Source organism: Streptomyces sp. NPDC005925 (genome assembly GCF_040638805.1).
GTDB lineage: Bacteria > Actinomycetota > Actinomycetes > Streptomycetales > Streptomycetaceae > Streptomyces.
In genome coordinates this window covers 1-17408 of record NZ_JBEXVL010000036.1, presented here as the reverse complement: position 1 = coordinate 17408, position 17408 = coordinate 1, and the positions used below count along the sequence as shown (strand labels likewise).

The 17408-nt window shown below is 72.9% G+C and carries 16 protein-coding genes and 1 riboswitch; of the genes, 9 read left to right on the top strand and 7 right to left on the bottom strand.

The window, feature by feature from the left end; translation table 11 throughout:
• The first annotated feature begins 390 nt into the window (after nucleotides 1-390).
• Nucleotides 391-1281 (top strand): HAD family hydrolase, encoded by an 891-nt coding sequence (locus tag ABZ354_RS26435; RefSeq protein WP_358660826.1) that lies wholly within the window; start codon nucleotides 391-393, stop codon nucleotides 1279-1281.
• Nucleotides 1282-1342: 61 nt separating this feature from the next.
• On the opposite strand, the gene ABZ354_RS26430 is transcribed toward ABZ354_RS26435, so the two are convergent.
• A complete protein-coding gene (locus tag ABZ354_RS26430; RefSeq protein ID WP_358660824.1) occupies nucleotides 1343-1804 on the bottom strand; it encodes a transglycosylase SLT domain-containing protein in 462 nt (153 codons plus the stop codon).
• Between the two features lie 4 nt (nucleotides 1805-1808).
• A riboswitch (cyclic di-AMP (ydaO/yuaA leader) is annotated at nucleotides 1809-1972 on the bottom strand.
• A 633-nt stretch (nucleotides 1973-2605) separates the two neighbouring features.
• Here ABZ354_RS26430 and ABZ354_RS26425 point away from each other — a divergent pair.
• Together ABZ354_RS26425 and ABZ354_RS26420 are read left to right on the top strand one after the other, a co-directional pair.
• Nucleotides 2606-3616 (top strand): polyprenyl synthetase family protein, encoded by a 1011-nt coding sequence (locus tag ABZ354_RS26425; protein ID WP_358660823.1) that lies wholly within the window; start codon nucleotides 2606-2608, stop codon nucleotides 3614-3616.
• Nucleotides 3617-4006: 390 nt separating this feature from the next.
• Nucleotides 4007-5263, top strand: coding sequence for a DUF2092 domain-containing protein (locus ABZ354_RS26420; protein WP_358660821.1), 1257 nt, complete (start codon nucleotides 4007-4009; stop codon nucleotides 5261-5263).
• 102 nt (nucleotides 5264-5365) lie between these two features.
• Here the strand turns inward: ABZ354_RS26420 and ABZ354_RS26415 are convergent, their stop codons facing one another.
• On the bottom strand, nucleotides 5366-5956 hold the full coding sequence (locus ABZ354_RS26415; RefSeq protein ID WP_358660819.1) for an NAD(P)H-dependent oxidoreductase: 591 nt from the start codon (nucleotides 5954-5956) through the stop codon (nucleotides 5366-5368).
• A gap of 243 nt (nucleotides 5957-6199) precedes the next feature.
• Here ABZ354_RS26415 and ABZ354_RS26410 point away from each other — a divergent pair, with 243 nt between their 5' ends.
• Nucleotides 6200-7876, top strand: coding sequence for a tetratricopeptide repeat protein (locus ABZ354_RS26410; RefSeq protein WP_358660817.1), 1677 nt, complete (start codon nucleotides 6200-6202; stop codon nucleotides 7874-7876).
• A gap of 112 nt (nucleotides 7877-7988) precedes the next feature.
• Nucleotides 7989-8321 carry a glycosyltransferase gene (locus tag ABZ354_RS26405; RefSeq protein ID WP_358660815.1) on the top strand — a complete coding sequence of 111 codons (333 nt, stop codon included), beginning with the start codon at nucleotides 7989-7991 and terminating at the stop codon, nucleotides 8319-8321.
• A 123-nt stretch (nucleotides 8322-8444) separates the two neighbouring features.
• On the opposite strand, the gene ABZ354_RS26400 is transcribed toward ABZ354_RS26405, so the two are convergent.
• Nucleotides 8445-9407 carry a M28 family metallopeptidase gene (locus tag ABZ354_RS26400; protein ID WP_358660813.1) on the bottom strand — a complete coding sequence of 321 codons (963 nt, stop codon included), beginning with the start codon at nucleotides 9405-9407 and terminating at the stop codon, nucleotides 8445-8447.
• A 167-nt stretch (nucleotides 9408-9574) separates the two neighbouring features.
• On the bottom strand, nucleotides 9575-9811 hold the full coding sequence (locus ABZ354_RS26395; protein WP_358660811.1) for a GntR family transcriptional regulator: 237 nt from the start codon (nucleotides 9809-9811) through the stop codon (nucleotides 9575-9577).
• Nucleotides 9812-10122: 311 nt separating this feature from the next.
• Here ABZ354_RS26395 and ABZ354_RS26390 point away from each other — a divergent pair, with 311 nt between their 5' ends.
• Both ABZ354_RS26390 and ABZ354_RS26385 read left to right on the top strand, forming a co-directional pair.
• Nucleotides 10123-10251 carry a hypothetical protein gene (locus tag ABZ354_RS26390; protein ID WP_358660809.1) on the top strand — a complete coding sequence of 43 codons (129 nt, stop codon included), beginning with the start codon at nucleotides 10123-10125 and terminating at the stop codon, nucleotides 10249-10251.
• Entirely contained in the window at nucleotides 10248-10499 is a 252-nt protein-coding gene (locus ABZ354_RS26385; protein WP_358660807.1) for a hypothetical protein, read from the top strand. Before ABZ354_RS26390 ends, ABZ354_RS26385 begins: the two co-directional genes overlap by 4 nt.
• Nucleotides 10500-10689: 190 nt before the next feature.
• Here ABZ354_RS26385 and rarD read toward each other — a convergent pair whose 3' ends face one another.
• Complete coding sequence (gene rarD, locus ABZ354_RS26380; protein WP_358660805.1) at nucleotides 10690-11691, bottom strand: EamA family transporter RarD; 1002 nt, start codon at nucleotides 11689-11691, stop codon at nucleotides 10690-10692.
• A gap of 279 nt (nucleotides 11692-11970) precedes the next feature.
• Here rarD and ABZ354_RS26375 point away from each other — a divergent pair, with 279 nt between their 5' ends.
• Nucleotides 11971-12555, top strand: a complete 585-nt coding sequence (locus tag ABZ354_RS26375) for a M23 family metallopeptidase (RefSeq protein ID WP_358660803.1) — start codon at nucleotides 11971-11973, stop codon at nucleotides 12553-12555.
• A gap of 67 nt (nucleotides 12556-12622) precedes the next feature.
• Here ABZ354_RS26375 and ABZ354_RS26370 read toward each other — a convergent pair whose 3' ends face one another.
• Together ABZ354_RS26370 and ABZ354_RS26365 are read right to left on the bottom strand one after the other, a co-directional pair.
• Nucleotides 12623-15661 (bottom strand): BTAD domain-containing putative transcriptional regulator, encoded by a 3039-nt coding sequence (locus ABZ354_RS26370; RefSeq protein WP_358660801.1) that lies wholly within the window; start codon nucleotides 15659-15661, stop codon nucleotides 12623-12625.
• 200 nt (nucleotides 15662-15861) lie between these two features.
• On the bottom strand, nucleotides 15862-16716 hold the full coding sequence (locus tag ABZ354_RS26365) for an SDR family oxidoreductase (protein ID WP_358660799.1): 855 nt from the start codon (nucleotides 16714-16716) through the stop codon (nucleotides 15862-15864).
• A gap of 87 nt (nucleotides 16717-16803) precedes the next feature.
• On the opposite strand from ABZ354_RS26365, the gene ABZ354_RS26360 reads away from it, so the two are divergent.
• The gene (locus tag ABZ354_RS26360) at nucleotides 16804-17253 is read left to right on the top strand and encodes a helix-turn-helix domain-containing protein (protein ID WP_358660798.1); all 450 of its coding nucleotides are present in this window, start codon (nucleotides 16804-16806) and stop codon (nucleotides 17251-17253) included.
• Nucleotides 17254-17408 lie beyond the last annotated feature (155 nt).

Here is a 17408-nt window from a genome sequence, read left to right as displayed (position 1 = left end):
GCCGGTCGGCCCGAGCCGGTCGCGCCGAACCGGTCAGCCCGGTATCGGGCGGTCAGTCCGGATGGTGAGAGGTGAGAACCGGGCAGCCCCAACCGGGTAGTCGGGGCCGGGCGGTCGGGGCCGGGCACCCGCAACCGGGCAGTCGGCACAGGGAGGTCGACACCGGGCAGTCGGCACCGGGCGGTCGGGGCCAGGCAGTCGGAACTGGGCGGTCCGGTCCGGGCGGTCTGGTCTCGATTCGGGCCGGTCACGTCGCGAAACGGGCGGCGCGGTGACCGGCGGCGCTCAGAAACGGCTGGCCGGGGTCACAACGGGGTCAGAAACAGGACCGGAAACGGCGGGTGGGAATCCGTGGTGGGGCCACGGCGTCCGGGTCCGTATTCTCGGGTCATGCCCGCACCCCTCGCGTACTCACTCATCGCCACAGACCTGGACGGAACGCTTCTGCGTGGTGACGACACCCTCTCCGACCGCTCCCACGCCGCGCTCGCGCGGGCGGCGGAGGCCGGCGCCCGGCACCTCGTCGTGACCGGACGTCCGGCACCCCGGGTGCGGCCGCTGCTGGTCGACCTCGGCGGTACGGGGCTCGCGGTGTGCGGGCAGGGCGCGCAGGTCTACGACGCCGCCGAGGACCGCCTGCTGTGGTCGGTCACCCTGGACCGGGAACTGGCCGTGACGGCGCTCGGCAAGGTCGAGGCCGAGGTGGGCGAGGTGTTCGTGGCCGTCGACCAGGACGGCGTGGACGGGCTCACGCTGATCGAGCCGGGTTACCTGATGCCGCACCCGACCCTGCCGGCGGTGCGGGTGCGGCGGCGCGCCGACCTGTGGGGGGCGCCGATCAGCAAGGTGCTGCTGCGCCATCCGGGCCTGTCCGACGACGAGTTGGCGGCGGCGGCGCGCGGAGTGATCGGCTCCCTGGCGACAGTGACCGTGTCGGGTCCGGGAACCGTGGAGCTCCAGCCGTGCGGCATCACCAAGGCGACCGGTCTGGCGCTGGCCGCCGAGTACCTGGGCCTGCGTCCCGAGCGGACGATCGCCTTCGGGGACATGCCCAACGACATCCCGATGTTCGACTGGGCCGCGCACGGCGTCGCCATGGCCAACGCGCACCCCGAACTGAGGGCGGTCGCGGACGAGGTCACCCTGTCGAACGAGGACGACGGCGTGGCCGCCGTCCTCGAGCGGCTGTTCCCCGCGGTCCCGGGGCCGGCCGGAGCGGTACCGGGGCCCCGGCCGGCGTGGGAACCGCGGTGGGTACCGAGACCCCGGCCGGCCCGCTGAGCCACCCGGAGAACGGGCCTCAGTGCGCGCCGGACGGGCCTCGGGCCGCGCCGGACGGGCCTCAGTACGCGCCGAAGACGTTGTCGATCGACCCGTACCGCTGGGCGGCGTAGTTGCAGGCGGCGGTGATGTTCGCGACCGGGTCGTACGGATCGGACGACGTGCCGGGCACGTGGTACTCCTGGAAGGTCGGGTCGATGACCTGGAGCAGGCCCTTGGAGGGCGTGCCGGCGGCGGCGTTGGAGTCCCAGTTGTTGATGGCGTCCGGGTTGCCGGAGGACTCCCGCATGATGTTGCGCTGGATGCCGTCGTAGGAGCCGGGGATGCCGTTCTCCGCCATGACGGCGAGGGACTCGCGGATCCAGCCGTCGAGGTTGTCCGGGTACGACGCCGAGCTGGCCGCCGAGGGCGGGGCGGCGGGCGTGGCTGCGGACGCGGTGCCCGCGCCGATCAGCGGGAACGCGAGCACGGCGGCACCGGTGCCGGCGACGGCGAGCTTGCGGGCGAGGGTGAATGCAGGCATGACGAATTCCTCTCCTACGCCTGCGGGGTGAGCTGTCGGGTTCGGGCGGGAGGTGCCCGGCCGGGCCCTGGCGGGCACGGCTTCACCCCGAGCCGTTCCGGTCTGGTGACCGGCCCGGCGACTTACCTGGGTCCCCCGCTCCTGCCGTGCGAGTGGCTCGTCGTTGGTGGGTGCGGGCGGTGGCAGGATTCGGCGTCCGCCCGACTGGCCCGGAACGTATGCGAGGGCACATGTCGGGAACAAGTGACGGGATCACATAACGTCCTGTTTGACCTTGGTGTGGTGCGTATGAGGCACTTGATCCTTTGTATCCGCCCAGGCTCAACTCGGGTGCGCGGGGCGGGACGTGGGGGTTCGGGGAGTGAGGTGCCGCATGCGGGGGATGCGTGACTCAACTCACGGTCGTTCAGCGCGAGGGGCATTTGGAGCTAAGGGGAATTGCGATGTCAAGTAAGGCAAATCGGGCATGGGTTCGGGAGGTCGTGCCGAGGGGTCGGGTGGGGGGCGATCCGCGCCGGGGCGGCTGGTCGTATGCCCCATTGGCGACCCTGATGTTCGATGTGAACTGATACGCATTACTTGATGGCGTTTTTTCCGATTCACTCTGAGTCGCACATGTCGGTCATGTCGTCGCCGGTCGAATGATCGAAAATCAGCGAGCTGCGGTCCGATGCCGGGTGGCCTGGACGGGTGGGCGCTGGCCGTGATCGAAACGTGACCGGATACGCTGACGCGGGTGAGGGCGCCGACCTATCGACAAACAGGCAATCGCCAGTAGGCACCAGCAGACAGGAGACCTTCGTGACCGTCGTGGGGCCGTTCGGGCTGAGCGTGCGGGACCAGGCTCTGGAAGCCGATGTCCAGGCCGGTTTGACGGCTGTCGAAGAAGGGTTGCTCGAGGCAACCAAGAGTGAGGTGCCCTTCATCACCGAGGCCGCCCAGCACCTGGTGCGGGCGGGCGGCAAGCGTTTCCGTCCGCTGCTCGTGATGCTGTCTTCGCAGTTCGGGGACCCGTACGCGCCGGGCATCGTGCCGTCGGCCGTCGTCGTCGAGCTGACCCATCTCGCCACGCTGTACCACGACGACGTCATGGACGAGGCCGACGTGCGGCGCGGCGTGCCCAGCGCGAACACCCGCTGGGGCAACTCGGTGGCCGTCCTGACCGGCGACTTCCTGTTCGCCCGCGCCTCACAGATCCTCGCCGACCTCGGGCCCGAGGCGGTCCGCGTGCAGGCCCTCGCGTTCGAGCGGCTGGTCACCGGGCAGATCCTGGAGACCGCCGGCCCGCAGGACGGTCGAGACCCGGTCGAGCACTACTTGGACGTGCTCGGAGGCAAGACGGGCTCCCTGGTGGCCGTCTCGTGCCGGTTCGGCGCGATGATGTCCGGCGCCGACGAGCGGGTCGTGGACGTCCTCACGCAGTACGGAGAGCGGCTCGGCGTCGCCTTCCAGCTCGCCGACGACGTGCTCGACATCGCGTCCGAGTCGACCGACTCCGGCAAGACCCCGGGCACCGATCTGCGCGAGGGCATCGCGACGCTTCCGGTGCTCCGGCTGCGGGAGCGCGCGGAGCGGCTGGGCCTGGCCGAGGACCTGGAGCTGTGCGAGCTGCTGGCCTCCGACCTGAGCGACGACACGCGCCACCAGCGGGCCCTGCGGGCGTTGCGTACGCACCCGGCGCTGGAGCAGGCCCGGCGCGACACCGTCCGGTACACGGAGGAGGCGCGCGCGGCGCTGGCCCCGCTGCGGGAGTGCGACGCGAAGACGGCGCTGATGCAGCTGTGCGACGCGGTGGTGCACCGGGCGGGCTGACCGCCGCCGCCCCGGCCCCGCACAGGGCGGGCCGACCCACCGAGCCCGTCGGCCCCAGCCCTGTGGACCCGTCGCCCGTGGACCAATCACCGTCCGCGCCGCCGAGGACCCCGACCCCGACCCGTACCCCTACTGGTCGGGGGAGCCCCGGGCCCGTCGTGTCATACCCCAGGCGTACGCGGAGTTGGGTCCCTGGGCTGACGCAACTCGGCGGTGGATTTGGTCAGATGGAGTCACGGACAACACCACGACTCACCGACCGGGTGAGAATGGCGGCCCGGGATGGGACCGACGCGAGTACCGTCGATCGCACGACACGTGCTCGACGCGTACGTGAAACGCGCGGACACGAGACGGACAGCCGCCGCCGACGACGGAGGTAAGGCACACATGGCACCGTACGCATCCGACGACATCAACGCCGCGGGGGCCGACGAGGCCGACGACCGGGGCACGGACCGCCGCAAGGCCACGCGGTACGTCGTCCCGGTCGCGGTGATGGGGCTGGCTGCCGCGACCATCGGGCTCGTGCCCGCGCTCGCCGACTCCGGTGACCCCGACCTTCCGAAGATCACCGCGCAGCAGCTCGTGGAGAAGATCGCCGAGTCGGACGTGCAGCAGGTGTCCGGCACCGTGAAGATCAGCACGGACCTGGGCCTGCCCGACCTCGGCGGGCTGGAGACCAGCCTGCTGCGGGACGCCGGCCGGCAGGGCGGCGAGAGCGGCTCGTCCGCCGACCCCACCGCGCGGCTCACCGAGCTGGCGAGCGGCACGCACACACTGCGCGTCGCCGCCGACGGCCCGGACCGCCACAAGGTGTCCCTCAGGGAGAACGGCGCCGAGTACAGCGTCATCCACAACGGCAAGGACGTCTGGGCCTACGACAGCGCGTCCCGCGAGGCCTATCACTCCACCGCCGAGGAGACCGACCGCGGCGAGCGGAAGGACGAGGGGCGGGGGGAGTTCCCGGCCACGCCGAAGGAGTTCGCCGAGCAGGCCCTGAAGGCCGCCGGGGACACCACGTCCGTGACCGTCGACGGCACCGCCCAGGTCGCCGGGCGGGACACGTACAAGCTGCTGATCGAGCCGAAGCAGTCCGGTTCCACGGTCGGTGCCATCAGCATCGCGGTGGACGCGAAGACCGGCATGCCGCTGAAGTTCACCCTCACCCCGTCGTCCGGCGGCGCTGCGGTCGTGGACGCGGGCTTCACCAAGGTCGACTTCGCCCGGCCGGCCGCGTCCGCCTTCGACTTCACGCCTCCCAAGGGTGCCAAGGTCACCGAGGACGACGCCAAGGACGCGCCGAAGCGCCACGGGGCGCCGGGCAGGCAGTCAGACAAGGAACGCGGCGGGCGTGACGGGCATGAAGGCGGCCCGGAGGTCATCGGCAAGGGCTGGAACTCGGTCGTCGTCCTCGACACCGGCGGCAAGGGCATGCCCACCGGTTCCGAGGCGGGTGGCGCCGGTGAGCGGGGCGCGTTCGGCGGCTTCCTCGACTCGCTCGGCGACAAGGTGAAGGGCGAGTTCGGCTCGGGCACGGTCTTCAGGACCCGCCTGGTCAACGCCCTGATCACCGACGACGGCAAGGCCTACGTGGGTACGGTCACGAAGGACGCGCTCGTGAAGGCGGCGAACTCGGAGCACTGAGCCCCGCGGGAATTCCGCGGACTGGAATCCCGCGGGCGCCGCCCGCCGTGGACGGTCTCGTACCGACCGTCCCGGCGGGCGGCGCCTTCCGTTTTCTCCGTTCTACTGCCGCGGGCTCTCGTAGGGGAAGCGGGCGAAGGGCGGGTCCTGCGCGAAGAACGTCTTCGCGCGCGCCAGTGCCTCCGTGTCGTGCAGGACGTCGCCCGGCTTGCTGCCGTTGCCGAGCAGGACACCGCCGAAGCGCATGCCCAGGTACGCCGCCGAGTTGTTCAGGGTGCCGATCAGCGGCCCGGCGACCTCGTGCTGCGTGTGCGCCTGCGCGGTGACGCCCCACAGGGTGCGGCCCGTCATGGTCGCCTTGAATGCGACGCCCGGCGTGCGCAGCCAGCCCGACCAGTGATCGAGGTAGCGCTTGGTGGGCGCGGACACGGCGTACCAGTACAGCGGCGAGACGATGACGAGGTCCGTCGCCGCGAGCGTGGCGTCGAGCAGCAGGGCGGTACTGCCCTCGGTGGGCCGGACGTGGTCGCTGTCGTGCCGCAGGTCCTCGAAGTCGGGCAGCGGATGCTCGCCGAGGTCGATCCATTCCTGCTCGACGTCGTCCGGCAGCTGTTCGGCGGCGGCGCGCGCGAGCAGCTCGGTGTTGCCGTCACTGCGACTGCTGCCCAGCACGAAGAGGAAGCGGCGGGTCATGGGAGCCCCCAGGGGAACGGAAATCAAGATGCGTATGCATTATATGCACACGCATCGAATGGCCCGGGCGGGCCGGGCCGGCCCCCGGTGTGCCGGCGGCCCGGCGTGGCGGGGTGCGGCGGGGCGGGGCTTGGGACGAGCCTGTGACACCTCGGTGACGCGGGAAGCGCGCGCGAGCGGAGAGACTCGGGGACAGGTGTACGGACGACCGGCGACTCCCCGGCGCACCAGAATGAGGGGACGATGTCTCGACTCAGCCGTGAGAAGCAGCGGGACCACCAGCGTGACGCGGACTCCGCGGCTCCCCGGACCCCGATCGACGTACGCGTACCGGTTCCCGTGCGGGCGGGGGGCGGGCTCGCGGGTGAGACCACGCCCGGTGCGTCGGTGGGCGGCATGCCGGTCGTTCCGGCCGAGGGCCAGGAGATTCAGCAGGCCGTCCTGAATTACCTCCACGTCATGGCCGTGACCTCCGGCCACCCGGTCCTCGCCACGATCCACGACGACCGCATGGGGTACGTGATCCCGCTGCGCGTCGATCTGGACGGTTCGAGCCACCTGACGGGGGACCCGGCGCCGACGCGGCCCGGGGAGTCGTCCGCGCCGCAGCCCGCGCCGCAGCCCGCGCCGCCGTCGGCGCCGCCGTCGGCGCCGCCGTCGGCTGTGCCGGGTGACGCGCCGGGGGTGCCGCCCGTCCCGGCTCCTGACCGGCGCACCCACGCGCTGCGGTCCGTCGGGGAGGCGGTGAGGGAGCCGGCGCCGACCTTTCCGATGCGGGCGGTGCCGGAGCCGGGGACGGAGTCGGCTGAGGGGCACCGGCAGCCGGCCGCGCCGCCGCCCCCGGCCCGCTCACCCGCCGAACCGGAGTCCGAGACGCCCCGCCCCCACCAGGATCCGGCCCCCACCTTCCGCCTCCGGCCCCTGCCGCGGTGGGCCGCCGATCAGCGGGCGGACGCCGCCGGGCAGGACCAGGACGTGTACGCCTCCACAGGCACGCCGCCGGGGACGGTCGCCGCCCCGACGGGAGTGTTCGGCCCGCCGCCCCGGATGGACCCCGTACCGGACCCCACCCGCACGCCGGGTCCCATCGGTACGCCGGACCCCACTCGTACGCCGGGTCCCATCGGTACGCCGGACCCCACTCGTACGCCGGGTCCCATCGGTACGCCGGACCCCGCCCGCACGCCCGACCCCACCCGTACGCGGGACTCCATCCGTACGCCCGACCCCACCCGTACGCCGGAACATGCCCAGGCGGCCCAGGGGCCGCCGGCGCCGACGCGGCCCGCGCCCACGGCGCCCGTCTTCCGCCCCGTCCCCACCCCCGACCTGGCGCTGGCGGCGCGCATCGGCCCCGGTCCCCAGCCCACCCCACCCCGGGGTTTCGACGCGGTGGCGGAGGCGGTGCTCGGGGACGAGCCGCTTACCGCGCCGGGCGACGACACCGTGCCCGCGCTGCTCGCCGGGCCGATGGGACGGATCAACGACGCCGTACGGGGCGGTCGTACGGAGGAGGCGGCGCGGCTGGCCGAGGAGACGGTCGCCGAGGCGTCCAGGACGCTGGGCGGGGAACACCCCGAGGTGCTGCGGCTGCAGGAACTCACGGCGTACATCGCGTACTTGGCCGGGGAGCCGTACCGGGCCCTGCGCCTGTCCCTCGACCTGGCGGGCGTGCACCGCCGCCGGGGCGACGCGGAGGCCGCGTACGGCAATGTGCAGAGCGCGGCGACCGCCTGGCGTGCCGTACGCGACCCGGCGCAGGGCCTGGAGCTGGGCCGCGAGCTGATCGACCTGTGGACCGGTCTCGCGGCGGGGGGCGGTCCGGCGGCCGAGGAGATCGACCAGCTGGAGCCCGTCCGCTCACGCATGATCCGTCTGGCGGACCGGGCAGAACGGGCGGCCCGGTCCGAGCGGGGTTAGGCGCGGGTTCCGCCGGGGCCGGCGGGATCGGGCAGGCCGGTGAGCGGGGCCACCGGACGACCTGTCATTCTGTGCGCCCTGACTGACCATCAACTCGGGAGAACAAGCACCCATGCGTTCAAGACTCCTCACCGCCACGGCCCTTGCCACCGCACTGTCCGCCGCCGGTGTGCTCGTGACCGCGCAGAGCGCCGTCGCGACGACGCAGTCCAGCTGCGACTACAAGGTCTTGTGGCCCACGGCCGGCGTGTACGAGAGCCCGCGTCCGGACAGCGCGATCGTGAAGATCAAGCAGGCCGGGGACATAGTCGGCTCGCCCGGCCCCGGCTGCGAGTACGCCTCGTGGGTCGACGCGACGCACAACATCACGTACGCGCGTGTCAGTACCGCCGCGGCGGCCGACGGCGAGGGCTGGATGCGGTACGACGCGCTCGTCCGCGTCTGACGGACGGGCGGGGGACGAGGGACGGCTGAAGGGCCGGCTGCCGCCGCCGACGGAGGTTCGGCGGCGGCAGCGGCATCGCGCCATCAGGATGGACCGGAACGGCTCAGGACGCCTCGGGACGGCTCAGGACGACAGGGTCCACACGGCGTGGGCGAGGGCGTCGCTGTTCCGGTCGAGGGCGGTGTCGTTGATGTTGGACGTGGTGTCGCAGGAGGAGTGGTAGCAGCGGTCGAAGGCCACGCCCGCCGTACCGCCCCACTTCTGGGCCTGCGCGGACGTCTTCCGGGTCTCCGCGCCCGTGAACAGCCCGCCCACCGGAATGCCCGCGTTCTTGAACGCCGCGTGGTCGGAACGGCCGTCGCCCTCGGTCTCGATCTCCGTGGGCACGCCCAGGCCGGCGAAGTAGTCCTTGAACGTCTGCTCGATGGTGGGGTCGTCGTCGTAGACGAAGTAGCCGGGGTTGGGCGAACCGATCATGTCGAAGTTGAGGTAGCCCTTGATCGTCTGACGGCTGCCGGTGGAAAGGCTGTTGACGTAGTTGCGGGAGCCGACCATGCCCAGCTCCTCGGCGCCCCACCAGGCGAACCGCAGGTGCTTGGTGGGCCTGTACTGGGCCCGTGACACCGCCAGCGCGGTCTCAAGGACGGCCGCCGAGCCGGAGCCGTTGTCGTTGATGCCGGGGCCCGCGGTGACACTGTCGAGGTGTGATCCGGCCATGATCACCTGGTTGGCGTCGCCGCCGGGCCAGTCGGCGATGAGGTTGTAGCCGGTGACACCGGAGTACGTGAACTGCTGGACGGTCGTGGTGAATCCGGCCGCGTCCAGCTTGGCCTTCATGTAGTCGACGGACGCCTTGTAGCCGGGGCGGCCGTGCGCGCGGTTGCCGCCGTTGGCGGAGGCTATGGACTGCAGCTGCGTCAGGTGCGCCTTGACGTTGGCGAGGGATATGTCCGGCGCCGCGGCCACCCGGGGCGCGGAGGCGCCCTGGGGCACGGTCGCCGCGTCGGCGATGGTGCCGCCGGCCAGCAGGGTGGTGGCCGCGACGACGGCTGCCGCCATGGCGCGTCCGGAAACGGGGAGCTTCATGTGGGGGGCTCCGAATTCATGGGGAATCCTGGGGATTCCGAGTGAACAGGTGCCCTGGATGGTCGAGGTACGACCGTGTACACGTCAAGGGGTGGTATCCGGACAGGGGGACCCGCTGTCCGCATAGCGGAGGTTCGCCCGCGGATGCGCCGGTGTGCTTGGCGGGGTCAGCCTTCCGGGTCGGGGCCGACGAACGTCCCGCTCCCGAGGACCGTGTGGACGCGGCCCTCTCGTCGCAGCGCGGCCACCGCCTTGGCCGCTGTCGCCTGACTGACGCCGTACTCCGCGGCGATGGCCACGGTGCCCGTGACCTGTTGCCCCGGCTTCCACTCCCCGGCGTCGAGCCGGGCGCGCAGCCGGTCGGCGAGTTGTGGCCACAACGGCTTGGATCTGTCGAACTTCATGTGATCAGCGTGTGTGAGATCGCGTGAATCTGCTACCGCAGAACCGCGTTACCGCAGTAGGTTAGAGTGGTGAATGAAATCGGCCCGACCCGGAGAGCGGCGAACTCTCCGAACCGGGCCTAGCCGACTGGTTGGGAGTCGACCTGATGCGAACTTTAGTCGCGCTGTTCCTGCGATGGCTGTGCGGTCTGCTGTGGCCCGGTGCAGGCACGCACCGCGCCGCACCCAAGCCGAGCCGGGCAGCGCCCGTATCTCGGTCCGTACGGCGTCGTACGGAGCCGCGGTGCCCGGACCCGTTGGACGGTCACGCCGTGGTGCTGGTGCGTCCGTACCTGATCGAGTGGGAGCGGGAGCTGGAGCGGCGGTTGCAGCGGGAACGGCAATGGGCGGCCGTGCCGGCGACGCTGGGCCATGACTACGAGGCGGAGATGTCGGCGTGAACGGGGACTTCCGGTACGTGGGCCCTGACGACTGCGGCAAGAGCGTGTACGTCAGCACGGCCCCGGGCGGGATGCTGGAAGCCGTGGCGGACAAGAGCGACGTGCTGAGCGCCCACGCGCTGAGCGCCGTCGTCCGCGCCGTACTCGACTCCGAAGAGCCCGCCACGGACGAGGAGCTGGCGGCTTTCGTGCCGCAGTTGGCGGATGCGCTGGAAGCGGTCGTGGACGTGGCCGGACGGCTGTTGTAGGAGGTCGCGCAGACAGCGTCTGTCGCGCGGATCGCGGCCGCTGCCTCCCGCGGTGGGCCGGCCCACCGCGGGAGGCGGGAGGGTCCGGTGTCCTGGGGACGACCCGCGGCCCCGGTGGGGGCTACCGCCTCCGCATGTGCGCGGGCACACTCGGCCGGGCCAGGCCGCCCGGCGGGCCCGTGCGCCCGCCCTACGCCTCCACCGCCTCCGTACCCGCCTCCGCCTTCGCCGTCACCGGCGGGGCACTCGTCGCCGACGACACGGCCTGCTGCAGCCGCAGCGCCGCCCGCGCCCGCGCCCCCCTCCGCGCCGTGCGCAGCGCGTCGTACGTCAGGAGGGACAGGGCCAGCCACACCAGGGCGAAGCCCGCCCAGCGCTCCGGCGGCATCTCCTCGTGGAAGTACAGGATGCCGAGCAGGAACTGGAACACCGGGGCCAGGTACTGGAGGAGACCCAGCGTGGACAGCGGTACGCGGATCGCCGCCGCGCCGAAGCAGATCAGGGGGAGGGCGGTGACGAGGCCCGTCGCGGCGAGCAGTGCCGCGTTGCCCGGGCCCTCCGAGCCGAAGGTCAGGTCGTCGCGCCCGCCCAGCCAGAGCAGGTAGGCCAGCGCGGGCAGGAACTGGACGGCCGTCTCGGCGGTCAGGGACTCGATGCCGCCGAGGTTGACCTTCTTCTTCACCAGGCCGTACGTCGCGAACGAGGAGGCCAGCGCGAGGGAGATCCACGGCGGTCTGCCGTAGCCGACGGTGAGGACGGCGACGGCGGCGAGGGCGATGCCGACCGCCGCCCACTGGGCGGGGCGCAGGCGTTCCTTCAGCAGCAGCACGCCCATCGCGATCGTGACCAGCGGGTTGATGAAGTAGCCCAGCGAGGCCTCCACGACGTGGCCCGTGTTCACCGACCAGATGTACAGGCCCCAGTTGACCGTGATGACCGCCGCCGCGAGCGTGATCAGGGCCAGGCGGCGCGGTTGGCGCACCAGCTCCCCGGCCCACGACCAGCGGCGGCGCAGTACCAGCAGCGCGACGGCCACGACGAGCAGGGACCACACCATGCGGTGCGCGAGGATCTCCGCCGCGCCGGCCGGCTTCAGCAGGGGCCAGAACAGGGGCACGAGGCCCCACATCCCGTAGGCCGCGATGCCGTTCAGCAGTCCTGTGTGCCGCTCGCTCCTCGGCTTCCCGGTCACGGGCACCTCCCTCTTCCCGCCTGGCCCGTCGTCCGGCTCCCCGCCCGCCTCGCCGCCCGGCCCGCACACGCGTGCAATTCCCCCGAAGGTAACGCCGCCCCGCCTCGTGTGTCATGTCCGTATCGGCATACGGTCATGACGGTCTCGTGCGGTCGCGGCACCCGCCCCCGCCGGGGGGCGCGGCTCCGCCCGCTCCCCCCGGCGCACCGGCTTGTATCCGCTTTGTATGCCGGCCTCCTTCAATCGCCACCAGTCCCCTCGGCGATCTACGGAGGAACCATGCAGAGACGTATGAGGCACGGCCGTCGCATACTCGCGGCCCTGTTCGGCCTGACCGCGCTGGTGGCCGCGGCCCCCGCCGCCACCGCCGCGTCGGAGCCGGCGTCCGCCGGGACCGAGCTCGTGGCTGCCCGCCCGGCGTTCCGCATGCCCTTCGTCTGCAACCAGACCTGGCGCGGCGCCAACTGGTCGGGCCACGACCCCGCCCACTCCATCGACTGGAACCACTACGACGCCAACGGCACCCCGGACGACCTGGGCCGTCGCGTCCTCGCCAGCGCCGGCGGCACCGTCCTGGAGTCGTACTACGCGACGAACACCGGCTACGGCAACACCATCGTCATCGGGCACGGCGACGGCTGGCGCACCCGGTACGCGCACCTGAAGACCCGCGACGTGGGTGTCGGCGCCAGCGTCTCGCGCGGCCAGACCATCGGCACCGTCGGCGCGACCTCCGCGCTCTACACCCTCTCGCCGCACCTGCACTACGAGCAGATCCTCAACGGCAGCGTCGTCACCGCCGTCGTCCAGGGCGTCTCGTACCCCGACTACACCACGCGGTACCAGACCAGCAACAACTGCTGATCCCCGCGGCGGGGGAGGCGGCGGCCCCGCCGCGACCCCCCTCCTCCGCCCGTTCGGCGCACACCTGTCAGCGCAGCGACCGCAGCTTCGCGTCCACCAGTTCCGCCTGGTCGCGTACATCGAGGCGGCGCCAGGCCGACAGGGACCGGTGGAAGTAGCGGCGGGCGGTCTGTTTGCGGCCCGTCGCGTGGTGCAGTTCCCCCAGCAGGCACGCCACCCGCGCCTCCGCGCGCCGGTCGCCGAGCTGCTGCTGCACCGCCAGCGCGCCCACCAGCAGGGCCGACGCCTGGCCCGCGTCGCCCTGCCGGAGGCACAGCTCCCCGATGCTCTGCTGCACGTACGCCGCGCAGTGCGTGTCGGTCAGCTCGTCGAAGATGCCCAGCGCCCGCTCCAGCTCGGCCCGCGCCACCTGCGGTTCCCCGCGCAGCTCGTGCAGTACGGCGATACGGCGGCGGACCTGCGCCTCGCGGTGCCGGTCGCCGACGTCGCGGGACAGGGCGAGCGCGTGCGTGAGCCAGGGCGCGGCGGAGTCGGGGGCGCCCCGCTCCAGCCACACCGAGGCGATCGCGTTGTCCGCGACGGCCTCCCAGTGCCGGTCGCCCGCGGCGCGGGAGGCGTGCAGGGCCTCGGTGAAGGACTGCAGGGCGGCGTCGAGGTCGCCCGTCACCCGGTGCACCGAGCCCGTGCCGAGACCTGCGACGGCCTCGCCCGAGCGGTGGCCGAGGGCGGCGAACACCTCCCGCGACCGGGTGAACGCGGCGAGCGCGTCGGCGTACCGGTCCTGGTAGAGGTGCAGTTGGCCGAGGTTGCGCAGCAGGGCGGCGGAACGCGCGTCGGCGGGGGCGGGTACGGCGTCGAGGACGAGGCGGTGGGTGCGCAGCCAGTCGCCGTAGTAGCCGCGCATGTCGAAGAAACCGGCCAGTTCGACGGCCAGGTCGGCGGCGCGTGCGTGCTCGCCGAGGCGCAGCGCGGACTCCACCGTGGTGACGAGGACGCGGCGTTCGCTCTCGAACCACTCGATGGGCTTCGCCCGTACGGCGCGGGCCAGGGCGGCTGCCGGGCCCGGCAGCGGCACCGCCTCGCCGAGCACCCCGAGGAAACGCGTGGGCATCGCCGCGTTCGCGCAGCGGGCCAGCGCGATCAGCGCGTCCACGGTCGCCAGGCCCCGCTCGCGCCACACGTCCGGCGCGTCCCCCTCGGCCAGTTCCCGCGCGTAGATGCGGAGCAGGTCGTGCATGCGGTAGCGCTGGAGGCCGAGCGGATCGGTGCCCACCACCTCCACCAGGTGCTCGTCGACGAGGGTCTCCAGCACCCGGTCCGGATGGTCCGGCCGGCTCAGGTGGTTCGGCCGGTTGCGCTGGTCGGGCTGGTCGGAGCGGTCCGACTGGCCCGGCCGGGTCGCGCGGGTCATCCGGGCCGGATGGTGCGACCGGCCCGGATGACCCGGCACCGCAGCCGGCTCCTTCGGACGGCCCATCGCGACCGTCACGAGCCAGCCCGGTACCGCCTCGTCCGGCAGACGGCCGAACGCGCGGAAGGCCGTGGCCGCCTGCGCGGGCAGATGCCGGTAGCTCAGCTCGGCGCTCGCCCGCACCTCCAGCTCGCCCGTCTGCAACTGGTCCAGCCGGCCCCGCTCGTCGTGCAGGAAGTCGGCCAGCGCGCCGACGGTCCAGCCGGGCCGGTTGGCCAGCCGGGCACCGGCGATCCGGACGGCCAGCGGCAGCGAGCCGCAGCCGGTGAGCACCCGGTCGGCGTCCGCACCGGCCACGCTCAGCCGGTCCTCGCCCACGATCCGGCCGAGCAGCGCGCGGGCCTCGTCACGCCGCATCACACCGAGCGGGCACTGCTGCGCGGGCAGGGACGGCATCCTGCGGCGCGAGCTCACCAGCACGGCGGAGCCCCCGGTGCCCGGCAGCAGGGGGCGTACCTGGGCGCCGGTCGCCGCGTCGTCCAGGACGATCAGGACGCGCCGCTGGGCCAGCCGGGAGCGCAGCAGCGCGGCCCGCTCGCCGGGCTCGGCCGGCATGGCGTTGTCGATGACGCCGAGGCCGCGCAGCATCTCGGCGAGCACGTCGGCCGCCTCCCGGGGCCGGTCGGACATGCCGCCCAGATCCACGAAGAGCTGCCCGTCCGGGAACATGTGGCGCACCCGGTGCGCCACATGGACGACCAGCGTGGACTTCCCCGACCCCGGCTGCCCCGACACGACGGCGACGACCGGCCGCCGCCCGGCACCGGACAGCAGCTCCTCCAGAGCGGCGACCTCCGCGTCGCGGCCCGTGAAGTCCGGCACGTCCATGGGCAGTTGGCACACCGGCGCCGGGGGGACCGTGCGGCGCCGCGCCACGTGCCCGTGCCCGTTGATCTCCTCCCCGGTGGCGCGCAGCGGGGCGCCGGGTGCCACGCCGAGTTCGGCGGCGAGGACCCGCTCTGCCTCCGCGTAGGCGGCCCGCGCCTCCGTGACGCGCCCCGCGCCGTGCAGCGCGCGCACCAGCATCTGCCACAGGTCCTCGCGCAGCGGGTCCTCGGTGAGCCGTTTCCGCAGGTCGGCGATGAGTGGCGGGTAGTCGCCCAGCCGCAGCCGCACCTGGAGGCACTCGTCCACGGCGAGGGACCGCAGCTCCTCGATCCGGGTGAGTACGGGATCCCACACCACGCTGGAGGGCAGGTCCTGGAGGACGCCGCCCCGCCACAGCGCGAGGGCCGTGTCGTAGCCGCGCAGGGCGGTGTCGTCGTCGCCCCGGTCGCGGGCCGCGCGGGCACCGTCCAGCAGCTCCTCGAAGAGCGGCATGTCGTGGTCGCCGGGGTCCACGTCCAGAGCGTAGCCCGCCGGGAGGGTGCGCAGCCCGTCGGTGGCGACGCCCGCGGCCGTCAGGGCCCGGCGTAACGCGCGTACGTAGGTGCGGACGTTGGCCACCGCCGAGCGTGGCGCGCCGCCCGGCCACAGGACCTCCGTCAGCACGTCCAGCGACACGAACGCCCCGGGCTGCAGCAGCAGTGTGGCGAGTACCGCGCGCGGCTTGGGGCCGCCCAGCGGCACGGGCGCATCCCTGGCCCGCCCCCGTACCTGGAGCGGGCCCAGCACGCCGAATATCGGCTCCCCCATCCGCCTGCCTCCGACAGCCCCGTGACAGCCCGTGACTGCGGCACAGCGTAGTCGCGCACACAGTCGCCGAACAGGAGTTCAGCAATCCAGTACGGGACCGGCACCCCGGGGCCACGCTCCGTAACGGCGTCGTGGACGTTGCGTGGGCGTGCGGGAAGTCCCGCGCAGGCCTGTCACCGCGAGGGGCGGGGCTCCGGGTGTCAGCGGGCGAGCGCGTCCGCGATCGACTCCGCGAGCGGCGTGGCGGGGCGTCCCGTCAGCCGGGACAGGTCGCCGGAGCCGACCACCAGCTCGCCCTTCGCGATGGACGCGTCCACGCCCGCGAGGACCGCCGCGAACGGCTCCGGCAGCCCGGCGCCGGTGAGGATCCCGGTCAGCTCGTCGGGGGAGACGGGCCGGTAGACGATCTCCTTGCCGGTCTGCCGGCTCAGCTCGGCCGCGTACTCGGCGAAGCTCCACGCCTCGTCGCCGCCCAGCTCGTACGTCCGCCTCTCGTGCCCCTCGCCGGTCAGTACGGCGACGGCGGCGGCCGCGTAGTCGGCGCGCGCGGCGGAGGACACGCGGCCCTCGCCGGCCGCCGCCGCCACGACGCCGTGCTCCAGGACGGGGGCGAGCTGCTCGGTGTAGTTCTCGTGGTACCAGCCGTTGCGCAGCAGCACGTACGGCACGCCCGAGGCGAGGATCGCCTCCTCCGTGCCCCGGTGGTCGTCGGCCAGCGCGGCGGTCAGGCTGCCGGGGGCGCTGGTGTACGCGAACAGGGCGACGCCGGCGGCCTTCGCGGCGTCGAGGACGGCCTTGTGCTGGCCGACGCGGTCCTTGTCGAACTCGTTGCCGGAGATCAGCAGCACCTTGTCGCCCGGCGCGAACAGGCCGTCGAAGGTCTCGGGCGCGTTGTAGTCGGCGACGGCGAGCCGCACCCCGCGGTCGGCGAGGCCGGCGGCCCTCGCCCGGTCCCGTACGACGGCCGTGATCTGCCCGGCCGGGACCTTCTCCAGCAGCTGTGACACGACCAGGCGGCCGAGCTTTCCGGTGGCGCCGGTGACGACGATGCTCATCTGTGCACTCCTCGGGGGTGGGTGTGCACTAACCCTAGAAGCCGCGCTAACTGAAAGAAAGTACCCACTTTGAAGTAAGGTACTGACATGACGGTAAGCGTGAGTAGGGCCGAACCGGCGAAAAGAGCCGGAGCCGGGAAACCAGTCGAGGCCGGGAAACGAGTCGAGACTGGGAAACGGGCCGAGGAGCGGGAGAAGCTGTGCCCGCACCGGCTGGTGCTGGAGCACGTCACCAGTCGCTGGGGCGTCCTCGTCCTGATCCGGCTGCTGGAGCGCCCCCACCGCTTCAGTGAGCTGCGCCGCGCGATCGGCCGCGTCAGCGAGAAGATGCTGACGCAGACCCTGCAGACCCTGGAGCGCGACGGTCTGGTCCACCGCGACGCCCACCCCGTCATCCCGCCCCGCGTCGACTACTCCCTCACCGGCCTCGGCCGGGAGGCCGCCGAGCAGGTGCGGGCGCTGGCGGGGTGGACCGAGCGGCGCATGGCGGACGTGGAACGGGCCCGCCGGGCATACGACGAGGCCCGGACACCCTGAGGCGTCCGGGCCTGCGGCTGCGCCGGGGCGCGTGCCGCGTGCGTGCGGTGGTGATTCAGCCGACGACGGTCCAGGTGTCGCCGCCGGTGAGGAGGGCTTGGAGGTCGCCCTTGCCGTGCTGCTCGACGGCCTTGTCGAGCTGGTCGGCCATCAGC